The organism is Massilia paldalensis (assembly GCF_044901715.1).
GTDB lineage: Bacteria > Pseudomonadota > Gammaproteobacteria > Burkholderiales > Burkholderiaceae_D > Telluria > Telluria paldalensis.
In genome coordinates, this window is sequence record NZ_JBJCIU010000003.1 from 506,810 (window position 1) to 532,748 (window position 25,939).

20 protein-coding genes are annotated in these 25,939 nt (G+C 65.4%); 8 read left to right on the forward strand and 12 right to left on the reverse strand.

What is annotated here, in order from left to right; all coding sequences use genetic code 11:
* Window positions 1-77: 77 nt before the first annotated feature.
* From ACI1V7_RS16995 to ACI1V7_RS17005, 3 genes are all read left to right on the forward strand, one after another.
* Window positions 78-830: a GAF domain-containing protein gene (locus ACI1V7_RS16995; protein WP_404532984.1), complete on the forward strand. Its 753-nt coding sequence runs from the start codon at window positions 78-80 to the stop codon at window positions 828-830.
* 245 nt (window positions 831-1,075) lie between these two features.
* A complete protein-coding gene (gene pepA / locus ACI1V7_RS17000; protein ID WP_404532985.1) occupies window positions 1,076-1,897 on the forward strand; it encodes a flocculation-associated PEP-CTERM protein PepA in 822 nt (273 codons plus the stop codon).
* 132 nt (window positions 1,898-2,029) lie between these two features.
* Entirely contained in the window at window positions 2,030-3,076 is a 1,047-nt protein-coding gene (locus tag ACI1V7_RS17005) for a nitroreductase family protein (protein ID WP_404532986.1), read from the forward strand.
* Here ACI1V7_RS17005 and ACI1V7_RS17010 read toward each other — a convergent pair.
* The 11 genes from ACI1V7_RS17010 to ACI1V7_RS17060 all read right to left on the reverse strand — a co-directional run bounded on the left by ACI1V7_RS17010 (window position 3,063) and on the right by ACI1V7_RS17060 (window position 20,042).
* A complete protein-coding gene (locus tag ACI1V7_RS17010; protein ID WP_404532987.1) occupies window positions 3,063-3,947 on the reverse strand; it encodes a ThiF family adenylyltransferase in 885 nt (294 codons plus the stop codon). The two genes, ACI1V7_RS17005 and ACI1V7_RS17010, sit on opposite strands and share 14 nt — an antisense overlap.
* 100 nt (window positions 3,948-4,047) lie before the next feature.
* A complete protein-coding gene (locus ACI1V7_RS17015) occupies window positions 4,048-4,644 on the reverse strand; it encodes an N-acyl amino acid synthase FeeM domain-containing protein (RefSeq protein WP_290412967.1) in 597 nt (198 codons plus the stop codon).
* 355 nt (window positions 4,645-4,999) lie between these two features.
* Window positions 5,000-7,774, reverse strand: coding sequence for an XrtA/PEP-CTERM system TPR-repeat protein PrsT (prsT, locus tag ACI1V7_RS17020; RefSeq protein WP_404532988.1), 2,775 nt, complete (start codon window positions 7,772-7,774; stop codon window positions 5,000-5,002).
* Between the two features lie 252 nt (window positions 7,775-8,026).
* A complete protein-coding gene (locus tag ACI1V7_RS17025) occupies window positions 8,027-8,344 on the reverse strand; it encodes a hypothetical protein (RefSeq protein ID WP_404532989.1) in 318 nt (105 codons plus the stop codon).
* Window positions 8,345-8,467: 123 nt separating this feature from the next.
* The gene (icmF, locus tag ACI1V7_RS17030) at window positions 8,468-11,755 is read right to left on the reverse strand and encodes a fused isobutyryl-CoA mutase/GTPase IcmF (protein WP_404532990.1); all 3,288 of its coding nucleotides are present in this window, start codon (window positions 11,753-11,755) and stop codon (window positions 8,468-8,470) included.
* A 166-nt stretch (window positions 11,756-11,921) separates the two neighbouring features.
* Window positions 11,922-15,503: an indolepyruvate ferredoxin oxidoreductase family protein gene (locus ACI1V7_RS17035; RefSeq protein ID WP_404532991.1), complete on the reverse strand. Its 3,582-nt coding sequence runs from the start codon at window positions 15,501-15,503 to the stop codon at window positions 11,922-11,924.
* 251 nt (window positions 15,504-15,754) lie between these two features.
* Window positions 15,755-15,919, reverse strand: a complete 165-nt coding sequence (gene cydX / locus ACI1V7_RS17040; RefSeq protein WP_404532992.1) for a cytochrome bd-I oxidase subunit CydX — start codon at window positions 15,917-15,919, stop codon at window positions 15,755-15,757.
* 11 nt (window positions 15,920-15,930) lie between these two features.
* Window positions 15,931-17,073, reverse strand: a complete 1,143-nt coding sequence (gene cydB, locus ACI1V7_RS17045) for a cytochrome d ubiquinol oxidase subunit II (RefSeq protein ID WP_404532993.1) — start codon at window positions 17,071-17,073, stop codon at window positions 15,931-15,933.
* A 31-nt stretch (window positions 17,074-17,104) separates the two neighbouring features.
* Window positions 17,105-18,712 (reverse strand): cytochrome ubiquinol oxidase subunit I, encoded by a 1,608-nt coding sequence (locus ACI1V7_RS17050; RefSeq protein ID WP_404532994.1) that lies wholly within the window; start codon window positions 18,710-18,712, stop codon window positions 17,105-17,107.
* Window positions 18,713-18,721: 9 nt separating this feature from the next.
* Complete coding sequence (gene cydP, locus ACI1V7_RS17055) at window positions 18,722-18,943, reverse strand: cytochrome oxidase putative small subunit CydP (RefSeq protein WP_404532995.1); 222 nt, start codon at window positions 18,941-18,943, stop codon at window positions 18,722-18,724.
* Between the two features lie 163 nt (window positions 18,944-19,106).
* Complete coding sequence (locus ACI1V7_RS17060; RefSeq protein ID WP_404532996.1) at window positions 19,107-20,042, reverse strand: LysR substrate-binding domain-containing protein; 936 nt, start codon at window positions 20,040-20,042, stop codon at window positions 19,107-19,109.
* A gap of 138 nt (window positions 20,043-20,180) precedes the next feature.
* Between ACI1V7_RS17060 and ACI1V7_RS17065 the strand changes: the two genes are divergently transcribed.
* Window positions 20,181-21,404 carry an HD-GYP domain-containing protein gene (locus tag ACI1V7_RS17065; protein WP_404532997.1) on the forward strand — a complete coding sequence of 408 codons (1,224 nt, stop codon included), beginning with the start codon at window positions 20,181-20,183 and terminating at the stop codon, window positions 21,402-21,404.
* Here ACI1V7_RS17065 and ACI1V7_RS17070 read toward each other — a convergent pair.
* Window positions 21,401-22,462, reverse strand: coding sequence for a GGDEF domain-containing protein (locus tag ACI1V7_RS17070; RefSeq protein ID WP_404532998.1), 1,062 nt, complete (start codon window positions 22,460-22,462; stop codon window positions 21,401-21,403). The two genes, ACI1V7_RS17065 and ACI1V7_RS17070, sit on opposite strands and share 4 nt — an antisense overlap.
* Before the next feature lie 381 nt (window positions 22,463-22,843).
* Between ACI1V7_RS17070 and ACI1V7_RS17075 the strand changes: the two genes are divergently transcribed.
* From ACI1V7_RS17075 to cpaB, 4 genes are all read left to right on the forward strand, one after another.
* Entirely contained in the window at window positions 22,844-23,044 is a 201-nt protein-coding gene (locus ACI1V7_RS17075) for a Flp family type IVb pilin (protein WP_404532999.1), read from the forward strand.
* 59 nt (window positions 23,045-23,103) lie between these two features.
* Window positions 23,104-23,628, forward strand: a complete 525-nt coding sequence (locus ACI1V7_RS17080) for an A24 family peptidase (protein ID WP_404533000.1) — start codon at window positions 23,104-23,106, stop codon at window positions 23,626-23,628.
* 93 nt (window positions 23,629-23,721) lie between these two features.
* Window positions 23,722-25,074, forward strand: a complete 1,353-nt coding sequence (locus ACI1V7_RS17085) for a DUF8689 domain-containing protein (protein ID WP_404533001.1) — start codon at window positions 23,722-23,724, stop codon at window positions 25,072-25,074.
* A complete protein-coding gene (cpaB, locus tag ACI1V7_RS17090; protein WP_404533002.1) occupies window positions 25,075-25,926 on the forward strand; it encodes a Flp pilus assembly protein CpaB in 852 nt (283 codons plus the stop codon). It abuts the gene before it with no gap.
* The last annotated feature ends 13 nt before the right edge of the window (window positions 25,927-25,939 follow it).

Consider the following 25,939-nt stretch of genomic DNA (forward strand, 5'->3'; position numbering starts at 1 on the left):
CTGGCCTTCGTGTCCGGAATCGCATACCATCGCTTGACGTTGAATTTAATGCAATCCAATTCGCGAGGTGAAGACGTATGGACGATGCACGCAATCCGCTGGTGAGGCTGCAGGACCTGCAGCATTTCCTGGCGGACGGAACCCTGGAAGACAATCTGCAACAGCAGGCCGCCATGACGTCGACGCTGCTCGGCGCGGCCAGTTGCTCGATCATGCTGCTGGGCGGCGGCGATGGCGACGCCATGCGCATGAGCGTGTACGCGCGCCACGGCGAACTGCCGGAAGCGGCGCGGCAGGCGTCGGTGGCGCGTGGCGAAGGGATCGCCGGGCGCGTGCTGGCCAGCGGCAAGTCCCTGCTCATCGAGGACATCGCCAAGTCCGAGCTGGCCCCGCTGGCGCGCCATCCGGAATCCGGCTGCAGCCTGCTGTGCGTGCCGATCCGAATCGACGGCAAGATCGTCGGCGTCATCAACGCGGCCAGCTGTCCCGGCAATGCCCCGTTCGGCGAAACGGAATTGCGCCTGCTCGAGGTGGCGGCGCTGTTCATCGGCAAGGCGATCCAGGTGCAGCAGTTGCAGCACCTGCTCGATTCGCGCTTCGCCCAGCTGGCGTTGCTGCAGGAAGCCCAGCAGAAGGTGGGGGAATCCGTGCGCACCGCTTATCGCAACCCGGAAGACGTGGCCAAGATCCTGGCCCGTTCGTTTTTCCGCGAAATGACCAAGGCGGGATTCGCTTCTGGCCAGATCGTCAGCGCGGCCTCGGAATTGATTGGGCAACTACACCAGCACCTGCACGACCAGGGACGTACGCCGGCACCAGAGGTGCATTGACATATGGAAATAAATTATACTAAAGGCAATGCGATTAAATTAGAATCGATGTATTGATGGAAACATCAAAAACTCTAAAATTCTGTCGGAAAATTTTACACAGACATTATTTATAGATCGAAATTTTCTGTAACTTATTGATTTTAAATAGATTATAAAAGCTGGCCCGATTCATGCTTAATGGTGAGAGCGAACTTCTGACAAGAAGATAATCTGACTAACGAGACATTACCGAGGAGCATTTCATGAAACTGAACAAGTCCCTGATCGCTAAAACCGTCGCTGGCCTGGCCATGGTCGTCGGCGCTGCAATGCCTGCTTTCGCACAAAACACCGCTCCGACCTTCTCGATCAATCCGAGCGTCTTCGGTGGCGTGAACAAGGACATCGTCGTCAACCAGATGTCCGGCACCTCGTCGGAACTGCTGCACACCAATGCCGACGGCACCGGCCACAGCGGTTCGGGCTGGCTGCAGATCAGCAGCTTCTCGATGAACGGCAACCCGGTGTTCCAGACTGGCCTGGGCAACAACTACCTGCTGTACATCACCTTCGACCTGGCTGACGTGTACACCGGTGGCGGCAACGGCATCAACACCGCCAACAGCATCAATACGCTGACCAAGCTGGACTTCACGTTCCACGTCGATCGCAACCTGGACAACACCTACACCAACGCCAACGCGCAAACCGGCGCCGAAGCGACCGTCGGCAACACCAGCGACGACATGATCCTGGGCACCGGTTCGCTGATCAGCGGCGAAGCCAGCTTCAACGCCCAGTTCGGCGCTGCCCTGAACTCGATCCAGAGCTTCGCCCTGACCGACGAAGGCAAGAAATTCTTCGTCAGCCCGGATCCGTTCTACAACATGGCCTTCGACGCCTTCAACAACACCACCCAGGGTGCACAGCTGAACGCCGCTACCGGCGCCGTCGCCATCAACCAGGCCGTCGGCACCATCGACTTCAACGGCACCACCGCCGTTCCGGAACCGGCATCGCTGGCCCTGATGGGCCTGGGCATGCTGGGCCTGGCCGCCGGCACCCGCCGTCGCCGCGCCAAGTAATCGGCCCGTCCGGCCGGTTCGCCGGCTGGATGAACCGATACGGTTCGCGTATCGAGAAAGCCCGTCATCCGACGGGCTTTTTTTATTTCGGGGTAACTATTCCACGGTAAGTGTTGCTGCCATAATGTGCTCATGAACAAGGACTTCCTCGAACAGCTGGCCGCTTGTGCCGCACTGGCCCCGTCGGCCGACAATTGCCAACCGTGGCGCATGCGCGCCGCCGGCGACGCCCTCGAGCTGCACTACGTGTCGCGCCATCCCGAGACGAACGTGTTCGGCCCCGACAGCCATGCGACGCTGCTTTCCATCGGCGGCCTGGCCGAGAACATCGATGCGGCGCTGGCCGCGAACGGCGTGCGCGGACAGTGGGAATGGAGCGCGGCGGGCACGCAGCCCTACGGCCGCCTCCAGCTTGCCGGGACGGCGCCGGCGCGCTTTGCCGCACCGGCCGGGGCGGGCGTGCGCCACACCAACCGCCTGCCGTTCCGCACCGATGCGCTGGCGCCGGACCTGGCTGCCCGGGCCGCGAGCGAGCGCGAAGGCGCGCAGCGCGTGGTCCTGCTGCAGGACGGCGCTGCGCGCAAGGCGCTCGTCAAGCTGGTCCGGCTGAGTTCGGAAGCGCGCTTCTGCAACCGCGATCTGCACCGCTGGCTGTTCGGCAGCCTGCGCAAGACGCCCCAGGAGGTCGATAGCGGCGACGGACTCGACGTCGCCACCCTGGGCCTGCCGCCGGGCGGCGAGGCCCTGATGGCCCTGATGTCGAGCTGGAAGCGCATGGAAACGCTGAACCGCATCGGCGCCTACAAATTCCTGGCGATGACGGAGGTGGGCCTGATCTCGGCCGCGCCGGCGTTGCTGTGCGTGGTGGGAAGCGGTGCGGGCCGCGACAGCGTCGATGCCGGCCGCCTGCTGACGCGGGTCTGGACGCAGCTGAACGCCGCGGGCGCCGCCGTGCAGCCCTACTACGTGGTAAGCGACCAGATCAACCGCCTGCACGACGGCAGCCTGGCCGCCGGCTTCGACGCCAGGATCGGGGCGGTGGAAGGCGAGATGCGCTGCCTGCTGGGGCTGGCCCCTGGCGAGATGCTGCACATGATCCTGCGGGTCGGCTATCCGAAGGGGACGCCGGCACGCTCGCGCCGGCTGCCGCTGGACCAGGTGTTCGTCAGCGCGCCGTAGCGGCGGCCGGCGTGCGCGCGAACTGGCGCTTGGCGACGGAGATCATCAGGCGGTGCAGCAGGTTGCCGTTGCCGCCCGGGCGCCAGGTGCGCGCCAGCTTGTTGCGGTAGGCATCGAACTGCATGCCGTGCGGCGCGGCCAGCACGTCGCCGCGGCCCAGCAGGATCTTGAGCGCCTCGGTGGCCACGATGCCGGCGCACAGCTGGCAGGCCATGAAGGTCGACGGCCCGCGCCGCTCGTCGAAATTGACCGCTTCCGGCATCACCAGGTAGGGCCGGTGCAGGCCGGCCGGCGCCAGGCCCACCATGAAGCGGATCGCCTTGTCCAGGTCGGGCAGGTCGCCCCACTGGAAATACTCCTCGAACGTCATTTTCCCGGGCAGGAAGTTCAGCAGCGCGGCGCCCATGCCCAGCGGCGCGGCCGTGGTGGCCGGGATGCCGTATTCGGCGCAGGCGGCGAACGTGTGCTTGCGCGCGTCGAAGGCAAAGAAATCCAGCGCATCGACGTACAGGTCGACGCCGTCCAGGAATTCCTTCAGGTTGCCCTTGCTGACGCCTTCCGGGAATACCTTGATGTCGATCTCTGGATTGATGTCCCTGGCCATGCGCGCCAGCACCTCGGCCTTCGGCTGGCCGACGGTGGACATCATCGCGCCCACCTGGCGGTTGAAGTTGACGATGTCGAAGGTGTCGAAATCGGCGATGTGGAAGTGGGACACACCCAGGCGCGCCAGCGTCAGCAGGTGGACGCCGCCCACGCCGCCGCCGCCCGCGATGGCAACGCGCTTGCCGCGCAGGGAGGCCTGTTCGTTGGGCGTCACCCAGCCGATATTGCGCGAGAAGGCCTGTTCGTACTGAAACGGATTAGTCATCGGATTGGATAGAACGGTTGTCTGAGGCACGGCGGCAGGACGCCGCCGTACATGAGCATCAAGCGTGCGGCATCCAGCGTGCCGCACCAAGCGCGCAGGATCAAGCGTGCTGCTCGTCCATGCGCAGCAGGCGGTTGATGATGCCTCGCTCTTCGCGCGGAGAGAAGAAATACGGGTAGAAGGAGCGGTCGCTCACCGTATTGTCGGCGCTGAAGGTGCCGCCGAACTTCTCGATCTGCTCCGTCACGAATTCCAGGTTCACGCGCAGCAGGTAGGCCGGCGCATCGACGCGCGGATTGACCTTCAATTCGCCTTCCTGCTTGAAGCCAAGCATGCGCTCGTAGAAGCGGCGGTGGCGCGGATTGACCTCGATCACGATGTCCGTGCATTTGTGGATGTCGCGCGCGTAGATCACGGCCAGGTGGAACAGGTTGGCCAGCGAGGTTTTCGAGCGCACCGAGGGGTCGAATGCCAGCTTGGTGAACTCGCACAGGCGCGCGCCCTTGTTGCGGTGGGCGTCCAGTTCCTCCTTGAAGATCTGGTCGGCCATCAGGCCGATCGGGGCGTCGATACCGATGGTGAGCGTGCCGACGACATCGCCCTTGTCGGTTGCCGTGAGGGTGATGCGATTCGGGTCGTCGGTGAATTGATGTGTGCCGGCATACCCACGCCAGGCATACATTTTGTTGATCAGCATACTGGCCGAATTTCGCCCGTCCGCAGTATCGGTAAGCCGGATTCCATACGAATCGTGGTTCACGATAACATCCTCAAATTGCGAGGGCGTCATATTATCGCGATCACTGAAAACATGAGCGTCCGATAGGGATGCGCCTGGTTCACCCTCTGGATTCTTAAAATCGTCAAATGTCGTCATCGCAGGTACCCTCGTGTATCACAGGCGCCTCGGCCGGGTATGAGACGCGCTTGTTTTGGCGGTGCCACGTCTTTTCGTCGAAGACGTGGCGATGGAAATTTGGCGCTGGCGGCGCAAGCGACACCGCACCGGATTTCCTTGTAATTTTCATAAATAGTAATACGATATTAACAATTTACAGGCTCTTAAGCAATGCGCGCGCTTCCTCGATTTGCGGGAACGGCTTGTTTTGCGCGAGGGCCTTGTCCAGCTCCTTGCGTGCGCCCTGCTTGTCGCCCGCCTTGTTCAGGGCCACCGCCAGGTGGTAGCGGATCTCCAGCGCGTTCGGCGCCAGCGAGGTGGCTTTCTGCAGCAGCGGCACGGCGCGCGTCGTGTCGCCCTGTTCGACCAGCATCCAGGCCAGCGTATCCATCACGCCGGGGTTCTCGCCGGCCAGCTTGAAGGCCTGTTCGGCGGTCGGCAGGGCACGCGGGTCCTTTTCCTGCTGGTAGGCCCAGGCCAGGTTGTTCAGCACCACCGGGTTGTTCGGGCTGCGCTTGTCCACGCTTTGTAACAATGCGATGGCCGACTTGAATTCCTTGTTGGTCAGGTTGTTCTCGGCGATGACCATGGCGACAGTGATGTCGTCCGGACGGTCCTTCAGCCACTGGTCGGCACGCGCCTTGGCTTCCTTGCTCTTGCCGGACAAGCTCATCGCATTGAGCGTCTTGAGGAAGTTTTCCGTCGTCTTGCCGATCGCCAGGCCTTTCTCGTAGGCGGGCAGGGCCTCGGCCGGTTTCTTCTGGGAGACCAGGATGTCGCCTTCCATGACGTAGCCGTCGGCCGCCTTCGGATTGGCCTTCTGCAGCTGGCGGGCGATGGCCAGCGCCTCGTCCGGACGGTTGGCGCGCAGCGCCAAGTCGACCTGGATCAGGCGCGCCGGCGCGAAGTCGGGTTGCAGCTCGACCGCGCGCTTGAGGTCCTCGGCGGCGGCGGCTTCGTTCTTGTTCAGCAGGTGGGCGCCGGCCAGGCGCAGCTGGGCGCGCGGCGACTTCGGCAGCACGCTCACGAGCTTGCTGTAGGTCTCGAGGGCGCCGGTCGCATCCTTGTTGGCGAGCTGGGCTTGGCCGAGCAGCTCGAGCAGCTCCGGATTGGTCGGGTTCGAGGTCTGGTACTTGCGCGCCAGCGTCAGTGCCTTCGGCGCCTGGTTGCTGCGCAGGTAATGCAGGCCCAGCTTGACGGCCGGGGCGATCGCGTCCGGCTTGGCGGCATTCGCCTTTTCGAACCAGGACGTGGCCTCGTCGGTGCGCTTCTGCGTGAGGGCCAGCTCGCCCAGGGCGTTCATGGCTTCGACATTGTTCTTGTCCTTGGCCAGCACCTGCTCGAAGCGCTGCTTGGCGGCATCCGGCTTGTTCTGGAGCAGGTCGAGGCGGGCCAGGTTCGTCACGGCCGGGAAGAAGCCCGGCTGCACGGCCACGGCCTTCTCGAACGCCGCGCGGGCATTGGCAGGATCGCCCTTGACCATGTACACGGCACCCTTCAGGTTCTGCACTTGCGGATTGTCGGGCTGTGCCTTCTCGAGCGTCTGGACGGCTGCAAGCGCCTTGTCATAATGCTTCAGGCTCATTTCCGTCTGCACCAGGGCCATCGTGGCCTGGAGCGACTTCGGATCGAGCGCCGTGGCCGCCTGCAGCTCGCTCAGGCCGCGTTCCTGGTCGCCCTGCGCCAGCTTGGACAGGCCCAGCGAGGTGCGCACGGCAGCGGCCTTCGGCGCCAGCGCGGCGGCCTGCTCGAGGTAGCCGCTGGCCTTGCCGAAGTCGCGCACCTGCATATAGGACTCGCCGGCCAGGGCCAGCAGCTGCGGATCCTGCGGCGCGCTCTTCAGCGCCGGGGCCAGGGTGGCGGCCGCATCCGCGGGCTGCGCGCTCTTGAGCAGGGTCTGGGCCAGCAGCTTGCGCGCATAGAGATCGTTCGGATTACTTTCTAGGAACTTGCGCAGGTGCTGTTCTGCCTGCTCGGTGGCGCCCAGATTCAGTTCGCAGGCACCGGCCAGCAGTACGCTGGGCAGGTGGTCCGGCGCGGCGCGCAAGACTTTTTGCAGCGATTCCTGGGCCGAGGCGAACTTGCCTTGCGAGAAATCGTTCAGCGCGCGCGTGTAGGTCACGAGCAGGTTGCCTGGAGAATTCTTTTCGGCGGCATCGATTTCCGTCTTGGCCGCCGCGAACTGGCCGCGGCTGATCTGGACGTAGGCTTTTTCGATGTGGGCCGTACGATGGTCCGGCTTGAGCGCCAGTGCGCGGTCGAATGCCGCCAGTGCCTCGTCCGTCTTGCCGTCCAGGCGCTGCAACGATCCCTGGAACATGAACACTTCCGGATTCTTCGGATCCTTGGCGATCGCCTCCTGTCCGTAGCGCTCGGCGCCGGCATGGTCCTTGTTGAACAGGGCGTGGCGGGCCAGGCCCAGCAGTGCGTCGCCGGCGTTCGGATTCAGGGCCAGCGCCGCCTCATAGGCTTGCTTGGCATCGTCGGTCTTGCCGCTCGCCAGCAGCGCGTCGCCACGCAGCACCAGCAGCGGCGCCGACTTGGCGGCGGCTTCCGGCGTCACCTGTTCGAGCAGCTCCTTGGCCTTGCCCTGCTGTGCCAGCGCCTTCGCCAGCTCCGGCAGGACGCGGTCGGCCGCGATCCCGAGCGAACGCGCCTTGCGGAATTCCTTCTCGGCCGAGACCGGGTCGTTCACGCCCAGCTGCATCTGGCCCAGCGCCATGCGCGCTTCGCCGTTCTCCGGGCTTTTTTCGACCGCGTTCTTGAGCTGGATCAGGGCAGCCTTCAGGTCACCTTTTTGCTGATACTGCTTGGCGTCGTTGAGCAACGATTCGGTCGTCTGGGTCTTGCCGCAGGCGGACAGGCCGGCGACCAGGAAGGCGCCGGACAGGACGGCGGCGGACAGCGTGAGCTTGGGGTGACGCGGCATCTGGAATTCCTAAGAGGTAAGCAAAGTACTGCTGCGTGCAAACCGAAACCGGCGTGTGCGACGTCCATGACGTTGCTCCTGGTTTTACAAAGTTTTACACGCGAAATTTTTTTGCTAACAATAATACCTGAAGGTATGCCGGCTAAACCGCACAACTGATACCGGCTGTTGCAAACGCCCCTACAAAAGTATCTGTATGGAAATTTATAGGGGAATTCGGGACGAATGTCACGTCGAAGTAGCAAAGAAGGGTCAGGATTGGCTGCCGCCCCCCTTGCGCAGGCGTTCCAGCAGGGCTTCGACGTTGTCGTCCACCGGCAGGCCGTGGCTGCGCAACAACTGGATGTGCAGCACCATATTTTCCAGGACCAGCTTGGCCGAGACGGCCAGCAGCGTCATCTCCCGGTCTTGCGGGCTGAAGCTTTCCATGGACGCCGCCATCTCGCACAGCTGGCTGGCCACCAGCTGGCGCAAGTCGTCGTCGCGAAACGGCAGGTCGGCGAAATCGATCGGGTCTTCCTGTTCGACCTCGCGCATCAGTTCGAGGAGTTGTTCCGGCGTGATCTGCATGCGGCTCTCCGTGGTTGGTCGCCCGGCCATTCTAGGGCAGGGACGCCGGACCTGGCCACGGAATTGCGCGCAGGGCAGGGCGTGGCGGTGCGAAAGCGTGCCGCCGCGCCGCCGCGCCTCTGTTTACATATTGCGCCGGTACTGCCCGCCCACCTCGAACAGGGCCGTCGTGATCTGCCCCAGCGAGCACACGCGCACGGCATCCATCAGGCACGCGAACACGTTCTCGTTGTCGATGGCGGCCTGCTGCAGCGCAGCCAGGGCGGCCGGTGCGGCGTCCGCGTGGCGGCCGTGGAAGGCGTCCAGGCGCTGGAGCTGCGACTGCTTCTCGTCGTCCATGGAACGCGCCAGTTCGATCGTGGCCGGCGCGCCCGCGCCCTTCGGGTTGCGGAAGGTGTTGACGCCGACGATGGGCAGCGAGCCATCGTGCTTGCGGTGCTCGTACAGCATCGACTCTTCCTGGATCTTGCCGCGCTGGTAGCCCGTCTCCATCGCGCCCAGGACGCCGCCGCGCTCGGCGATGCGCTCGAATTCCTGCAGCACGGCTTCCTCGACCAGGTCGGTCAGTTCGTCGATGATGTACGCGCCCTGGTTCGGGTTCTCGTTCCTGGCCAGGCCCCATTCGCGGTTGATGATCAGCTGGATGGCCAGCGCGCGCCGCACCGACTCGTCGGTCGGCGTGGTGATCGCCTCGTCGTAGGCGTTCGTGTGCAGCGAGTTGCAGTTGTCGTAGATGGCGATCAGCGCCTGCAGCGTCGTGCGGATGTCGTTGAAGTCGATTTCCTGGGCGTGCAGCGAGCGGCCCGAGGTTTGCACGTGGTACTTCAGCTTTTGCGAACGGTCGTTGGCGCCGTACTTGTCGCGCATCGCCACGGCCCAGATGCGGCGCGCGACGCGGCCCAGCACCGTGTATTCCGGGTCCATGCCGTTCGAGAAGAAGAACGACAGGTTCGGCGCGAAGTCGTCGATGTGCATGCCGCGCGCGAGGTAGGCTTCGACGAAGGTGAAGCCGTTCGACAGCGTGAACGCGAGCTGCGAGATCGGGTTCGCGCCGGCCTCGGCGATGTGGTAGCCGGAGATCGACACGGAATAGAAATTGCGCACCTGGTGCTGCACGAAGTATTCCTGGATGTCGCCCATCACCTTGAGCGAGAACTCGGTCGAGAAGATGCAGGTGTTCTGCCCCTGGTCTTCCTTCAGGATGTCGGCCTGCACGGTGCCGCGCACGTTGGCCAGCACCCATGCCCTGATTTTCTGCGCCTCTTCCGCGCTCGGCGGGCGGCCCTGGTCGGCTTCGAACTTGTCCATCTGCTGGTCGATGGCCGTATTCATGAACATGGCCAGGATCGTGGGCGCCGGGCCATTGATCGTCATCGACACGGATGTCGACGGGCTGCACAGGTCGAAGCCGTCGTACAGCACCTTCATGTCGTCCAGCGTGGCGATCGACACGCCGGAATTGCCCACCTTGCCGTAGATGTCGGGACGCAGCGCCGGGTCGGCGCCGTACAGCGTGACGGAATCGAAGGCCGTCGACAGGCGCTTGGCGTCCATGCCCGTCGAGACCAGCTTGAAGCGGCGGTTGGTGCGGAAGGCGTCGCCCTCGCCGGCGAACATGCGGGTCGGGTCCTCGCCCTCGCGCTTGAACGGGAACACGCCGGCCGTGTAGGGGAAGGCGCCCGGCACGTTTTCCAGCATCAGGAAGCGCAGGATCTCGCCGTGGTCCTCGTACTTCGGCAGCGCCACTTTGCGCACCTTGTTGCCGGACAGGGTCGTGGTGGTCAGGCGCGTGCGGATTTCCTTGTCGCGGATCTTGACGACGTGCTCGTCGCCCGCATAGGTCTCCTGCAGCTGCGGCCAGGAGGCGAGCAGCGTCTTCGCCTCGCCGTCCATGGCGTTGTCGCGTTCCGCGATCAAGTCATCCAGCACCACCTCGCGCCTGGCCGCCGCCAGCATGCGTTTCGTTTCCGCCAGCTGCTGGCGCTCGCGTGCCAGCCTGACCTGCTTGTCCGTGTTGCGGTGGTAGCCGCGCACGGTGTCCGCGATCTCGGCCAGGTAGCGCGTGCGCGCCGGCGGCACGATCACGTGCTTGCCGCTCGAATAGCGTTCGGACGGCTTGTCCAGCCTGGAGGACTCGACCCGCAGGCCCAGTTCCGCCAGTGCCGGCAGCAGGCCGTGGTACAGCGCGGTGACGCCGTCGTCGTTGAAGCGCGAGGCCTGGGTGCCGTAGACGGGCATCTGGTCCGGGTTCATCGACCACAGCTCGCGGTTGCGCTGGTACTGCTTCGCCACGTCGCGCAGCGCATCCTGGGCGCCCTTGCGGTCGAACTTGTTGATGGCGATGAAGTCGGCGAAATCGAGCATGTCGATCTTTTCCAGCTGCGAGGCGGCGCCGAATTCCGGGGTCATCACGTACATCGACAGGTCCACGTGCGGCACGATGGCGGCGTCGCCCTGGCCGATGCCCGAGGTCTCGACGATCACGAGGTCGAAGCCGGCCACCTTGCAGGCGGCGATTACCTCGGGCAGGGCCTGCGAGATCTCGGAGCCCGCTTCGCGCGTGGCGAGCGAACGCATGAAGACCCTGGCTTGCCCGTTCCAGGGATTGATCGCATTCATGCGGATGCGGTCGCCCAGCAGCGCGCCGCCCGACTTGCGCCGCGACGGGTCGATCGAGACGATGGCGATGTTCAGGCGGTCGCCCTGGTCCAGGCGGATGCGGCGCACCAGTTCGTCGGTCAGCGAGGATTTGCCGGCACCGCCCGTGCCGGTGATGCCCAGCACGGGCACCTGCATGCCTTCGGCCGCCTCCATGACCTGCTTGCGCAGCTGTTCCGATGCCTTGCCGTTTTCCAGCGCCGTGATGAGCTGGGCCAGCGGGCGGTGGCGCTCGGCGATGGGGCCGGCCTGCAGCGCCTCGATCGTGGTCGGCGCGTAGGGAGAAAGGTCGACGTCGCAGGCTTCCAGCATCGAGCGGATCATGCCGACGAGACCCATGCGCTGGCCATCCTCGGGGCTGAAGATCCTGGCCACGCCGTACGCGTGCAATTCCTCGATCTCGCTCGGGACGATCACGCCGCCGCCGCCGCCGAATACCTTGATGTGGGCGCCGCCGCGCTGGCGCAGCAGGTCGATCATGTACTTGAAGTATTCGACGTGGCCGCCCTGGTAGCTGGAAATGGCGATGCCCTGCACGTCCTCGGCCAGCGCCGCGGTGACGACTTCGTCGACGGAGCGGTTGTGGCCCAGGTGCACGACCTCGGCGCCGTTCGACTGCAGGATGCGGCGCATGATGTTGATCGAGGCATCGTGGCCGTCGAACAGGGAGGCGGCGGTGACGAAGCGGACTTTGTTGGTCAGCCTGGCGTGCTCGGGGAGGTCGAGCCTGGCGGCGGGGGTGATGTCGTTCATGGGCTTCCTGTGGGATTGGTATGAACTCGCGTTCTTGTACGGTATATGACGTTAACGTAAACGTCAAGAATGGCACCCGACGTCGTCCCGGCGCAGGCCGGGATCGACGTTTGCGTGCGGATCGACGAATTGGGTCCCGGCCTGCGCCGGGACGACGGGGGGCGGTTCACGCGGCGCGTTTGACGACCTTGCCGGACAGCAGTTCTTCCTTGCGTGCCCGGTAATCGGCCACCGCCTGTTCCTTGACGTGGCCGAAGCCGCGGATCTGTTCCGGCAGCGACGCCAGCTCGACCGCCAGCGCATGGTTGCTGCCGTGCAGGCCCTCGAGCAGCGCCTCGACCATGTCGCGGTATTCGACGATCAGCGCGCGCTCCATGCGGCGTTCGGCGGTACGGCCGAACAGGTCGAAGGCAGTGCCGCGCACCCCTTTCAGCTTGGCCAGCAGCTTGAACGCGCCCCACATCCAGGAACCGAATTCCGCCTTCACCAGGTGGCCCTTGGCGTCCTTCTTCGCGAACAGCGGCGGTGCCAGGTTGAATTTCAAGGTGAAGTCGCCGTCGAACTGGGTCTTCAACTGCTCGACGAAGCGGCCGTCCGTGTACAGGCGCGCAACCTCGTACTCGTCCTTGTAGGCCATCAGCTTGAACAGCGACCTGGCCACGGCCATGGACAGTTTGCTGCCCAGGCCGAGGGCCGCTTCGCGCTCGCGCACTCGCGCCACCAGGCCGGCGTATTGCGCGGCATAGGCGGCGTTCTGGTAGCCGGTCAGGAAATCGACGCGCTTCTTGATCACGCCGTCGAGGCTTTGCGGCATCTGCATCTGCACGACCTGCGCCGGCACGGCGGTGCGCTCCACGCGCGCCAGGTCGACGGCGGCGCGGCGGCCCCACAGGAAGCTGCGCTGGTTCGACGCGACGGCCACGCCGTTCAGTTCGATGGCGCGCAGCAGCGCGGCTTCCGACAGCGGCACGAGCCCCTTCTGCCAGGCATAGCCCAGCATGAAAAGGTTGGCGGCGATCGAGTCGCCCATCAGCGCCGTCGCCAGCTTGGTCGCGTCGAGGAAGTCGACGCCCGAGGGGCCGCCGACGGCTTCCTCGATCAGCTCGCGCACTTGCGCGGTGGGGAATTCCCAGTCGCGCTGCTGGGCGAAGGTGCCCGTCGGCTGCTCGTGCAGGTTGACGACGACCATCGTGCGGCCCGGACGCATCTTCGAGATGGCGTCGGAGGCGCCGGCCGTCAGCATGTCGCAACCGAGCACGAGGTCGGCCTCGCCGGTGGCGATGCGCTGGGCGCGCAGGCGCTCCGGCGTCTCGGCGATCTTCACGTGCGAGGTCACGGATCCGTTCTTCTGGCTCATGCCCGTCATGTCCAGCACGGACGCGCCCTTGCCCTCCAGGTGGGCGGCCATGCCCATCAGCGCGCCGACGGTGATCACGCCGGTGCCGCCGATGCCGTTGATCAGGATGTTGTACGGCGCCGCGGTCGACGGCAGCGCGGGTTGCGGCAGTGCGCCCCAGCCGTCGTCGGCATCCTTCGACTTCGCCGCGCCGGCCTTGTTCTTCTTCAGCGTGCCGCCTTCGACGGTGACGAAGCTGGGGCAGAAGCCCTTCGCGCACGAGTAATCCTTGTTGCAGGAGGATTGGTCGATCGCGCGCTTGCGCCCGAACTCCGTCTCCTTCGGCAGGATCGACACGCAGTTCGACTGCACGCCGCAATCGCCGCAGCCTTCGCACACGGCCTCGTTGATGACCATGCGTTTCGCGACGTCCGGGAACTCGCCTTTCTTCCGACGGCGGCGCTTCTCGGCCGCGCAGGTCTGGTCATAGATCAGGACGCTGACGCCCGGCACCTCGCGTAGTTCGCGCTGGACGTCGTCCATGTGCTTGCGGTCGTGGATCGTGATCCCTTCGGGCAGGCCGCTTTTATCTTCATAACGCGACAGGTCCTCGGTGACGAGGGCGATGCGCTTGACGCCTTCGGCGGCCATCTGGCGCGCGATCAGCGGCACCGAGGTAATGCCGTCGACCGGCTGGCCGCCCGTCATCGCCACCGCGTCGTTGTACAGGATCTTATAAGTGATGTTGACCTTGGCGGCGATGGCGGCGCGGATCGCCAGGTAGCCGGAATGGAAATAGGTGCCGTCGCCCAGGTTCTGGAACACGTGCGGCACCTTCGAGAACGCGGCCTGGCCGATCCACGGCGTGCCTTCGCCGCCCATGTGCGTGGTCAGCTTGTTCATCTCCGGGTAGATCGACGTGGCCATCACGTGACAGCCGATGCCGGCCAGCGCGAACGAACCGTCCGGCACCTTGGTCGACGTATTGTGCGGGCAGCCGGAGCAATAGAAGGCGGGACGGAACGGCGTCGTCACGGCCTTCATCAGCACGGCGTCCTTCGCTTCCAGGAAGGCGAGTCTCGCCTTGATCAGGTCGCGGGTGCGCTCGTCCAGGTCCAGGCGCGCGATGCGGCCGGCGATCACGCGCGCGACCTGGGCGACGGAGAAGTCGGCCTTCGGCGGCAGCAGCCATTCGCCGCGCGGCGCGACCCATTCTCCCTTGTCGTCGAACTTGCCGATCACGCGCGGACGCACGTCGTCGCGCCAGTTGTACAACTGCTCCTTGAGCTGGTATTCGACGACCTGACGCTTCTCTTCGACGACCAGGATCTCTTCCAGGCCCTGGGCGAATTCGCGCACGCCATCCGGCTCCAGCGGCCAGATCATCGCCACCTTGAACAGGCGCAGGCCCACCTGCGCCGCCATCGCCTCGTCGATGCCCAGTTCTTCCAGCGCTTCGAGCACGTCCACGTAGGACTTGCCGGAGGCGATGATGCCCAGCCTGGCGTCCGGGCTGTCGATCGTCGTGCGATTCAGCTTGTTTTCGCGCGCATAGGCGAGGGCCGCGTAGATCTTGTAGTCCTGCATCAGCGCTTCCTGGTTGCGCGCCTGCAGGCCCAGGGGAACGGAGGACAGCCGGGTATTCAGGCCGCCTTCCGGCATCGCAAAGTCCTGCGGCAGCTTGACCTCGACGCGGAACGGATCGGCATCGACGGAGGCGCTGGATTCCACCGTGTCGGCCAGCGCCTTGAACGCCACCGCCAGGCCGGAAAAGCGCGACATCGCCCAGCCGTGCACGCCCAGGTCCAGGTATTCCTGCACGTTCGAGGGGTACAGCACGGGGATCATGCAGGCGGCGAAGATGTGGTCGGACTGGTGCGGCAGCGTGGACGAGTAGGCGCCATGGTCGTCGCCCGCGACCAGCAGCACGCCGCCATGCTTGCTCGTGCCCGCATGGTTCATGTGCTTGAAGACGTCGCCGCAGCGGTCCACGCCCGGTCCCTTCGCGTACCACATGGCGAACACGCCGTCGTACTTGGCGGGGCCGATCAGGTCGACGGTCTGCGTGCCCCAGACGGCCGTCGCGGCCAGGTCCTCGTTCACGCCGGGAACAAACTGGATGCGGTTCGCCTCGAGGTGGCCCTTGGCCTTCCACAGGTTCTCGTCCAGGCCGCCCAGCGGCGAGCCGCGGTAGCCGGACACGAAGCCGGCCGTGTCCAGGCCGTCACGCTCGTCGCGCAGGCGCTGCATCATCGGCAGGCGCACGAGGGCCTGGATGCCGGACAGGAAGATCTTGCCGGAGGTGGCCGTGTACTTGTCGTCGAGGCTGACGTCGTTGAGCGGCACCGCGGCGGCGGGCGTGGGGGCAGGCAGGGGCGCGGATGCACCCTGGCCCAGGACGGTATCAGGCATGTTGTCTCCAAAATGTTCTTTTGAGTGGGTCCGGTCCCGGTGACGGCATCGTGTGGATGCCGGCCCGGCACCGGCCGCGGTGCCGCTTGTTACGGCTTATGGATGCAGTGTAGGGACAAGTTGACGTATACGGAAATACCGAATCCGGATGGGGCCATAAGAAAAAATGATGGCCCGGGACAAAAAAAAGCCGCCGCCCGGAGGCAGCGGCAATCGTCGATCCGGCACAGGTCACCGGATGGCGGGAGGAATCACGCTTTGCGTTGTTGACGTTGCTTGCGCGCGTCGCGGAAGCGCGCGACCGTCGTGTCTTCGGCGCGCTGGCCGAACGCGTAGTTCGATTCGAGCCAGATGGCGTTGATGATGGCGACCGTCAGTGCGAAGCCGAGGCCGAGGATCCAGGAGAAGTACCACATGACGTGTCCTTTCAATAAGCGGTGTGCGTGTTGTCTTCGATGTGCCGGTGCGTGACCTTGCCGCGCATGACGCGGTAGACCCAGCTCGTGTACAGGGTCACGATCGGCAGCATCACGATCACGACCCAGAACATCACCGACAGCGTGCGGTGGCTGGAGACGGCGTCCCAGGCGGTGAGGCTGTGGCCCGGCAGCAGCGAGGACGGCATCACGAACGGGAACATGGCGGCGCCCGCGGTCAGGATCACGCCCGTCACCGCCACGCCGCTGGCCAGGAAGGCGCCCAGCGTGCGGCGCGCGGCGGACAGGACGAAGGCCAGCAGCGCGCCGGCGATGCCCAGCGCCGGCAGGAGCCACAGGGCCGGCCAGCGGCCGAAGTTGTCGAGCCAGGCGCCGGCGGCGCGGGTGACGACTTTCGCATCCGGCAGGAACACGCTGTTCGCGTCCGGCATGGAGACGATGCGGAAGCCTTCGATGCCGCCGGCGATCCAGAAGCCGCCCGCGGCGAACAGCACGACGGTGAGCAGGGCGGCGCCCATCGCCATGGTGCGCGAGCGGTCGGCGACGGCGCCTTCGGTCTTCTGCTGCAGGTAGGTGGCGCCATGCATCGACAGCATGGCCAGCGACAGCACGCCGCACAGCAGGCCGAAGGGGTTCAGCAAGTCGAAGAAGCTGCCCGTGTATTCCAGGCGCAGCATCTCGTCGTAGCGGAACGGCACGCCCTGCAGCAGGTTGCCGAAGGCGACGCCGAAGATGATCGGCGGGACGAAGCCGCCCGCGAACAGGCACCAGTCCCAGGTCGAGCGCCAGCGCGGATCCGACAGCTTGTTGCGGTAGTCGAAGCCGACGGGTCGGAAGAACAGCGCGAACAGGCATAGCAGCAGCGCCACGTAGAAGCCGGAGAACGCGGCGGCATACACGAGCGGCCAGGCGGCGAACAGGGCGCCGCCGGCCGTGATCAGCCAGGTCTGGTTGCCTTCCCAGGTGGCGCCGATCGTGTTGATGACGATGCGGCGCTCGGTGTCGGTGCGGCCGACGAAGGGCAGGGCGGTGCCCACGCCGAAGTCGAAGCCGTCGGTGAGGGCGAAGCCCAGGATCAGGACGCCGACGAAGGCCCACCAGATCAATTTATAGGTTTCGTAATCGAACAGCATGATGGTTCCCTTAGTGATTACTTTTCGTGGTTCAGGCGGCGGCGGGCGCGTCGATCTTTTCGGAAGTCTGCTCGGTGCCCTGGGCATCGCCCGGTTCGCCGTGATAGCGGCCCGTATGCAGGCTGGACGGTCCCATCTTCGCGTACTTGATCATCAGGCTCATCTCGACGACCAGCAACAGCGTGTAGAAGCCGAGGAAGCCGGCGAGGCTGAACCACAGGCTGCCCGCGCTCAGCGTCGACACCGACAGATGGGTCGGCAGCACGCCGGCGATGGTCCACGGCTGGCGGCCGTATTCGGCCACGACCCAGCCCAGTTCCGCGGCGACCCAGGGCAGCGGGATCGCGACGACGCACAGCTTGAGCAGCCAGCGCTGCGGCGCCAGGTTACGGCGCACCATGAACCACACGGACGCCGCGAAGATGAACAGGAACAGGAAGCCCAGGAACACCATGCCGCGGAACGACCAGAACAGGGGAGCGACCTTCGGGATCGTGTCCGCGGCCGCCTGCTTGATCTGCGCTTCGGTGGCATCGGTCACCCTGGGCGTGTACTTCTTCAGCAGCAGGCCGTAGCCCAGGTCGGCCTTCAGGCCGTCGAAGGCGGCGCGCGCTGCGGGCGACTTGTCGCCGCCCTTCAGGCGCAGCAGGGCGGCATAGGCATCCATGCCCCTGCGGATGCGGGCTTCGTTTTCCAGGCGCAGTTCCTTCAGGCCGACCACCTGGCCATCGGTCGAGCGGGTAGCGATCAGGCCCAGCACCCAGGGCAGCTCGACGGCGTAGTGGGTCTTCTGCGCCGCGTCATCCGGGAAGCCGAACAGGGTGAGGCCTGCCGGCGCCGGCTGGGTTTCCCAGGCCGCCTCGATGGCGGCCAGCTTGACCTTGTTGACTTCGCCGGCGGTATAGCCGGATTCGTCGCCCAGCACGATCACGGACAGCGTCGAGGCCAGGCCGAACGCGGCGGCGATGGCGAAGGAGCGCAGCGCGAACCCCACGTCGCGCGCCTTGAGCAGGTACAGGGCCGAGATGCCCAGCACGAACATCGACGCCGTCACGTAGCCGGCGGCGGCCGTGTGCACGAACTTCACCTGCGCGACCCGATTCAGGATCACCTCGGCGATCGACACGAGTTCCATGCGCATCGTGTCGAAGTTGAATTCGGCGCCGACCGGATGGTTCATCCAGCCGTTGGCGATCAGGATCCACAGCGCCGACAGGCTCGAGCCGAGCGCCACGCAGAAGGTCACGAACAGGTGCTGGTTCTTCGACAGCCGTTTCCAGCCGAGGAAGAACAGGCCGACCATGGTCGACTCCAGGAAGAAGGCCATCAGGCCTTCGATCGCCAGCGGCGTGCCGAAGATGTCGCCCACGTAGTGCGAGTAATAGGCCCAGTTGGTGCCGAACTGGAATTCCATCGTGATGCCGGTGGTGACACCCATCGCGAAGTTGATGCCGAACAGCTTGCCCCAGAACTGGGTCATGTCCTTGTAGACCTGCTTGCCGGTCATGACGTAGACCGATTCCATGATCACGAGGATCCAGGCCAGGCCGAGGGTGAGGGGAACGAACAGGAAATGGTACAGCGCGGTGGCTGCGAACTGTAGCCGCGACAGGGCTACGACATCGTCGAGCGGAGGCATGGTAACGACCTACTTGTTGGAGTTGGAAATCGGGCCGGCAGCCGGCGTGAACAGGTGGCGTTCCACCTGGTCGGACGGCAGCAGCATGTGCTTGGTTTGGGGGTGCGAAAAGAACGCGTGCCACAGGCCATACAGCACCAGGCATTTGACGGCGATGGTGACGAACAGCGTGAGGGCCAGGCGTTCGCGGCGCGTGCGCCGGGTGGGACGGGAAAGGGATGCGGTAGTCATGGGTGCACTCTGGTATCTATCGCACACCTTGAGTCAGCGCAAAAATGGCTAACTCAAGATCTGGTACGGAAACGATGAGCGCAGGTTAATTTTCCCTTGCGGAAAAATCCTTGATCCACATCAAATTCGACGGAGCGGTGGCGGCCGCGGGCAGTCGGGAGCGTCAGCCGGCGAGGGGATGGGCGCCGATCCAGGCGCCTTCGCGGCACAGCGTGCACGCGACGTCGGCCACGAGGCGCCCGACGGCGGCCGCGGCATTGGTGAGAGGGATGTTGCGCGAAGTGCAGAGCACGACGCGGCGCGAGATGGCCGGTTCGCGGATCGCCAGCGCACGCATGGCGCCGCGCTCGACTTCCGCCTGCACCGGCGCCACCGGCAGGATGGTGGCGCCCATGCCGGCCAGGATGGCCGACTTCAGGATGGCGATCGAGTTGATCTCGATGACGTCCTGCGTGGCCAGGCCGGCCGCGCGCGCCGTGCTTTCGATGCGCGGACGCACGCCGTGCTGCAGGCCGGGCAGGATCAAGGTCGCTGCCAGCGCCTCGCGCAGCAGCAGGGCATCGCGGCCGGCCGCGAGCGGCATGTCGGCGCGGCAGATGAAGCGCAATTCCTCTTCCACCAGCGGCGTCGCCGCGAAGCCGCCCAGCTGGCCGTCGTCGAACAGCACGGCCAGGTTGACGCGGCCGGAGCGCAGCTGTTCGGCCAGGTTGCCCGTCAATTCCTCGGTGAGCTGCAGCGTGATCTCGGGATAGCGCTGGCGAATGGCGCTGAGCAGCGGCAAGGCCAGCGCGCCGGAAATGCTGTGCGGCAGGCCCAGCGTGACGCTGCCCGACGGCCGCTCGGCCGATTGCACGACGGCCGCCTGGGCATCGGCCACCTGCTTCAGGATCGCCTGCGCGTGCTCGTAGAACAGCTTGCCCGCATCCGTGCTCAGCACGCCCTGGGCCGAACGGTGCAGCAACTGGACGCCCAGCTCATCCTCGAGCTGGCGCAATTGCTGCGTCAGTGCCGGTTGCGCCACGTGCAGGACGAGGGCGGCGCGCGACAGCGAGCCGTGGTCGACGATGGCAACGAAATAGCGTAACTGGCGGAGTTCCATAATTGACGATTGTATCTTTAAGGATACTCAGAGTTCTCAATGGAAATATTTTTTACTGGTGATTTCATCAAATTGTTATACTTGGAGCCGTCAAGTCGAAAGCCGAAGCCGCGGCGAGATTATCATAGGGCCTGCATCATGTTGAAGACAGTCGATTCCTCCCAGCTGCGCGTCGGCATGTCCATTCACGAGCTGGATTGCGGGTGGATGGAGCACCCCTTCGTCCGGAGCCGCTTCGTCATCACGAGCGAGGACGAAATTCGCCGGATTCGACAGGCCGGCATCCGCGGCGTGACGATCGATTGTGCGCGCGGCCTGGATGTCGCCGACGCCCCGACGGTGGAGGAAGCGGCAGCCATCACCGAGGCCGAGGTCACGGCGATTGCCGCCAAGCCCGTGGCGCCGCTGCGCACCACGGTGGCTGAAGAGTACCACCATGCCATGGCGATCCGGCGCCAGGCCGCCGGGCTCGTGAAGACGGTGATGCAGGACGCCCGCCTGGGCAAGGCGGTGGAACTCGACCGGGTCGCGCCCGTCGTCGAGAACGTCACCGCCTCGATCCTGCGCAATGCAGGCGCGTTGCTGGGACTGTCCGTCATCAAGAACAAGGACGACTACACCTTCCTCCATTCGGTCAGCGTGTGCACCCTGCTGGTGGCGTTCTGCCGCTCGCGCGGGATGGATGCGGACACGATCTACCAGGCCGGCATCGGCGGCCTGCTGCACGATACGGGCAAGGCCCTGATCCCCGACCATATCCTCAACAAGCCGGGCCGCCTGACGGACGAGGAATTCGCCATCGTGCGCCGCCATCCGAAGGACGGCTACGACATCCTGTGCCGCACCGGAGGTATCAGCGACATTGCGCTCGACATCACGCTGCACCACCACGAACGGCGCGATGGCAGCGGCTATCCGGACCGCCAGGGCGAAGACGCGATCAGCGAGCTGGCGCAGATGGCCGCCATCGTCGACGTCTACGATGCCATCACGGCCGACCGTTGCTACCACAAGGGCATGCCGCCGGCGGAAGCGCTGCGCAAGCTCTACGAATGGAGCAAGTTCCATTTCAATCCCGCGCTGACCCAGGCCTTCATGCGCTGCGTCGGCATTTATCCGGTGGGTACGCTGGTGCTGCTGGAATCGGGGCGCCTGGCCGTGGTGGTCGAACCGCACGAGACGAGCCTGCTCACACCGAAGGTCAACGTGTTCTACAGCACCAAGAGCCAGACCTACATCAAGCCGGAGATGGTGGACCTGGCGCGCGGCCTGGGCTTCGGCGGCGGCGACAAGATCGTGCGCCACGAATCGCCGGACAAGTGGCAGGTCGATCCGACGCGCTTCCTGGCGCTGGCCGTCTAGAAGAATTCGGCGGTGTCGTTCGACGCCACGGCCTGCAGCATGCCGTGCGCGACGAGGTCGTCGTAGTGGCACACGCGGTTGCGGCCGCTGCTCTTGGCGAAGTACAGGGCCTGGTCGGCATGGCCCAGCGTCGCCACCGGCGGATCGTAGGCGCTGATGCTGACGAAGCCGATGCTGACGGTGACGCGGCCCACCTGCGGGAACTCGTGCAGCTCGACGTTGGTGCGGAAGCGGTCGATGATCTTCCAGGCATTCTCCAGCGTGGTCGAGCGCAGCAGCACGACGAATTCCTCGCCGCCGAAGCGGAACACGCGGTCCTGGACGCGGAACGACGATTGCAGCAGGTTGGCGATCAGGATCAGCACCTCGTCGCCGTACAGGTGGCCGAACTTGTCGTTGATGGCCTTGAAGTGGTCGACGTCGACCACGGCCAGCCACTGCTTTTCCTGGCCCTGCAGCTGGCCCTGCAGATGGCGCCGCTCCAGCGCGCCCGGCAGGCGCGCATCCTGCCCCTCCTTCTGCGTGTGCGCGCAATGCAGCATGCGCGCCAACTGGTCGTCGAAGGTCTTGCGGTTGAGCAGGCCCGTCAGCGAATCGCGCTCGCTGTAGTCGAGCAGGTTCTGGAAATTGCGGTAGACGCCGACGATGCCGGCCACGGTATGGACCGTGGCGCTCGAATACGGTTTGTGGTCGCGCAGTTCGAGGCAGGTGGTCGCTTCGTCGCCGATCCAGATCGGCAGCCACAGCGTACGGGTGCCGTCGTCGGCGACGGCTTCGGCGCTGGCCAGTTGCTCGGCCAGGCAGCGCTCCAGTTCCGGATAGCGGGCCAGCGTCTCGCCGGGCACGCTCTCGTTGAATTCTTCCAGACGCGCGGCGCCGCCCTCCACGATGGTGGCGCGCGGGCGCAGGTAGCGCTGTCCCGCGATGGTCGCGATGGCCAGGATGCGCGTCTGCGCCGCGCCGGCCAGTTCCTGCACCGCCGAGATCACGGAAATATCGAGCATCGCGTGATCGCGGTGGCCAGTCATGTCCACCATGTGTTTCAGAAGCGAATCCATGTCGTTCTCAGCAATGTAATCAACCGACCTGCGTGCTGAAAACAGCCGCCGTCGCGTTCGCAGGTATCTGGCATTTCACAAAGAGCAAGCCGAACAGCATATAGCGTTTTTGCATTCCAGGCAATTATGCGGATGCAATTTTCTTTGGTGCAAAGGAATTCTTGGATTGCGATGTTCAAAATCCGTGGCGGCCGTTCGACGGCGGATTCCTCAAGACAAAAAATAGTTCTTTACAGCAAAGTTGTGAGCAGTCAAGTTGCCTTGTGGAATCAACTTCTATAGTGGATGTACTGGACGGAACGCGGTGCAGCCAGCCGCAACGGTGCAGCAGCAAGCACCGCCTTTCCAGGGTTTTTTCAACCAACCATATGGGAGTAAGTCATGAGCAAGTTCATGTCCGCTGTGAAAGCCTTCGTCGCTGACGAGAACGGCGTCACCGCCATCGAGTACGGCCTGATGGCCGCGCTGGTTGGCCTGGCGATCGTCGCTGGCGCGACGGCGTTGGGCAAGGATCTGGAGAACGCTTTCAAATCGATCGGTACCCGCCTGACCACGGCGATCGGTACCTCGGCATCGAACTGATCGCCGTCGAACCCTCCGGGCTGCGTGCTCGGAGGGTTTTTTATTTTCCGGAGGATGCCATGCCGATCGACTCCTGGCTGCAGGCCACCTTGTTGTTGCTGGTCAGTATCGCCGCCATCAACGACCTGGCGACGCGCCGCATCCCGAACCGTTTATTGCTGGCAGCCCTGGCGTGCGCGCTGGTGCTGCGCTTGCTGTCCCCCGCTCCCGGCGCTGCTCTGCTCGCTGCGCTTGGCGGCCTTGGCTTGGGACTGGCGCTATTCCTGCCACTCTACCTGCTGCGTGGCATGGCCGCCGGCGACGTCAAGCTGATGGCCGTCGTGGGCGCGTTTGCCGGTCCGTACGATGTCTTCTCGATCGCGGTGCTGACCTGGTGCGCCGGCGGTGTCATGGCCCTGCTGGCGGCGCTGTGGCGAGGACGCCTGAAGCTTGCGCTCGGCAACATGGTGAACATGGCGCGCACGGTGCTGGTTCCCGGAATGCCGGCCGTTGCGCCGCAGGAAAAGAGCAGCGCCGGCACCATCCCTTACGGCGTGGCGATCGCCATCGGCACGATCATCGTGCTGGTCCGTTACCACGGTTGAGTTCGGCTTTGGTGCAACGCAAAGAGGGCCGGGACGCCGTGGCTAGAATCGATTCCGACCCGTTTCGGAAAACATGCAAGACGAGAGATTCCGATGATTGAAACGCTAACGACAGAGAGCATCGCGAGCTTGTCCGGCATGGCGCCGGCAACGCCGTCCTCCACGGATGCCGTGCCGGCCCTGCCGCGCCAGGCCAAGACCGTGCGCGACACGGGCCTCGAGCCGCGCTTCCTCGCCGACCTCGTGCTCAAGGCGATCCAGGCCGGCGGCAAGTCGCCGCTGGCGATCCTGGCCGGCCAGCTGCGCCTGTCGATCGGCGTGCTGCGCGAAGTCCTGAATCCCCTGATCGCCGAGCAGCAGGTCGAGGTGGCATGGTGCGGCGACTCTGACATCGACATGCAATATCAGCTGACGTCGATCGGCCAGCGTGCCTGTGCCGAGGCGCTGGCGCGGTCGCGCTACCTCGGTCCGGCGCCGGTGCCCCTGGCGGCGTACCGCGCGCAGGTCGAACGGCAGTCGCTGCGCGCCCACGACGCCGAACGCGTCACGCCCGCCCGGCTGGCCGCGGTGCTGGGCGAGGACGGCCTGGCGCCGCATGCGCGCGCCACGCTCGGCGCCGCCCTGTACGCGCACCGTTCGCTGCTGCTGTACGGGCCGTCCGGCAGCGGCAAGACGCAATTGGCGCGCAAGCTCGCGCGCCTGTTGCCGGGACCGGTCGCGGTGCCGTATGCGTTGATGGCTGGGCGCCAGGTGATCCGCCTGTACGACCCGGCACTGCACCTGCCGCCGCCGCTGGCGCGCCAGGAAGAGCGGCGCAACGGCGATGCGCGCTGGGTCTTGTGCCAGCGCCCCCTGGTCCACGTCGGCGCCGAACTGGGATGCGGGATGCTCGCGCTGCGCCACGATGCCGAGGAAGGCGTCTATCACGCGCCGCCGCAGCTGCAGGCCAACAACGGCATGCTGGTGCTCGACGACGTCGGCCGCCAGCGCATGCCGGCCGGCGAACTGCTCGACCGCTTCGCCGCGCCGCTCGATGCCGGCGCCGACCAGCTGACGCTGCAGGGCGGCCAGGCCGAAACCGTGCCGTTCGACGCGGCGGTGGTGTTCGTTACCAACCTGGCGCCTGCCAGCGTGCTGGACGATGCCGCGCTGCGCCGCATCGGCTACAAGGCCGAGATCGGCGCGCTTCCCGCTGCCGCCTACCGCGCACTGATCAAGCGCCAGTGCCGCGCGCACCGCGTCGACTACGACGACAGCGTGTGCGACTACCTGATCGAGCGTTTGCATCCGCAGGCACGGCGCGCGCTGCTGGCCTGCTATCCCGCCGGCCTGGTCGAGCGCATCGCCGATTTCGCCGGCTTCGCCGGCCAGGAGGCACGCTTCACGCAAGCCAGCGTCGAACAGGCCTGGCACAGCATGTTCATTGCCTGCGACGGGGAGACCTGAATGAAGAACCGGCGTGCGATCCTCGTGATGGCGGTGGCCATCCTGTTCGGCCTGGCCGCGGTGGCGTTCGCCTCGCGCTGGCTGCTGAACCAGCCCGGCGGCCCGAGCGGCCGCATCGCCGTCGCGCTGGCCGATATCAGCCTCGGACAGCGCCTGACGCCCGAGATGTTCAAGCTGGTCGAGTGGCCCGCCGACAGCGTGCCGAAAGGCGCGTTTGCCGATCCGCAGAAACTGGCCGGCCGCGTCCTCAAGGCCAACCTCCTGATGGGCGAACCGGTCAGTGAAGCCAAGCTGGCGCCGTCCGGCACCCTGGGCGGCCTGTCCGCCCTGATCGCCGAAGGCAAGCGCGCGATCACGGTGCGCGTGAACGACGTGATCGGCGTGGCCGGGTTCGCGCTGCCCGGCAACTACGTCGACATCATCGTCAGCACCCAGAAGGATGCGCCGGACGGCGCGCGTTCGAACGGCAGCGAACAGAACATCTCAAAGATCGTGCTGGAACGGATCCTGGTGCTGGCCGTCGCGCAGGAAGTCAGCCGCGACGAGACCAAGCCGAAGGTGGTCAATGCCGTGACGCTGGAAGTGACGCCCGAGCAGGCCGAGAAGCTGGACCTGGCACGCAGCGTGGGCACGCTGTCGCTGGCGCTGCGCAACCAGATCGATCCGCAGCCGGCCGCCACCCTCGGCGCGACCAAGGTGACGCTGTTGCCCGACACCGCCGTGCCGCCGCCCAAGCCGCCGGCGCCCTTGGCGGCACGGCCCAAGCCGGTGGTGGTGAAAGTGGCCGCGCCCGTGAAGCGCGACTGCATCACTGTCCTGAATGGCCTGCGCGCGACGCAGGAATGCCTGTGAACCCGTCCGAGGT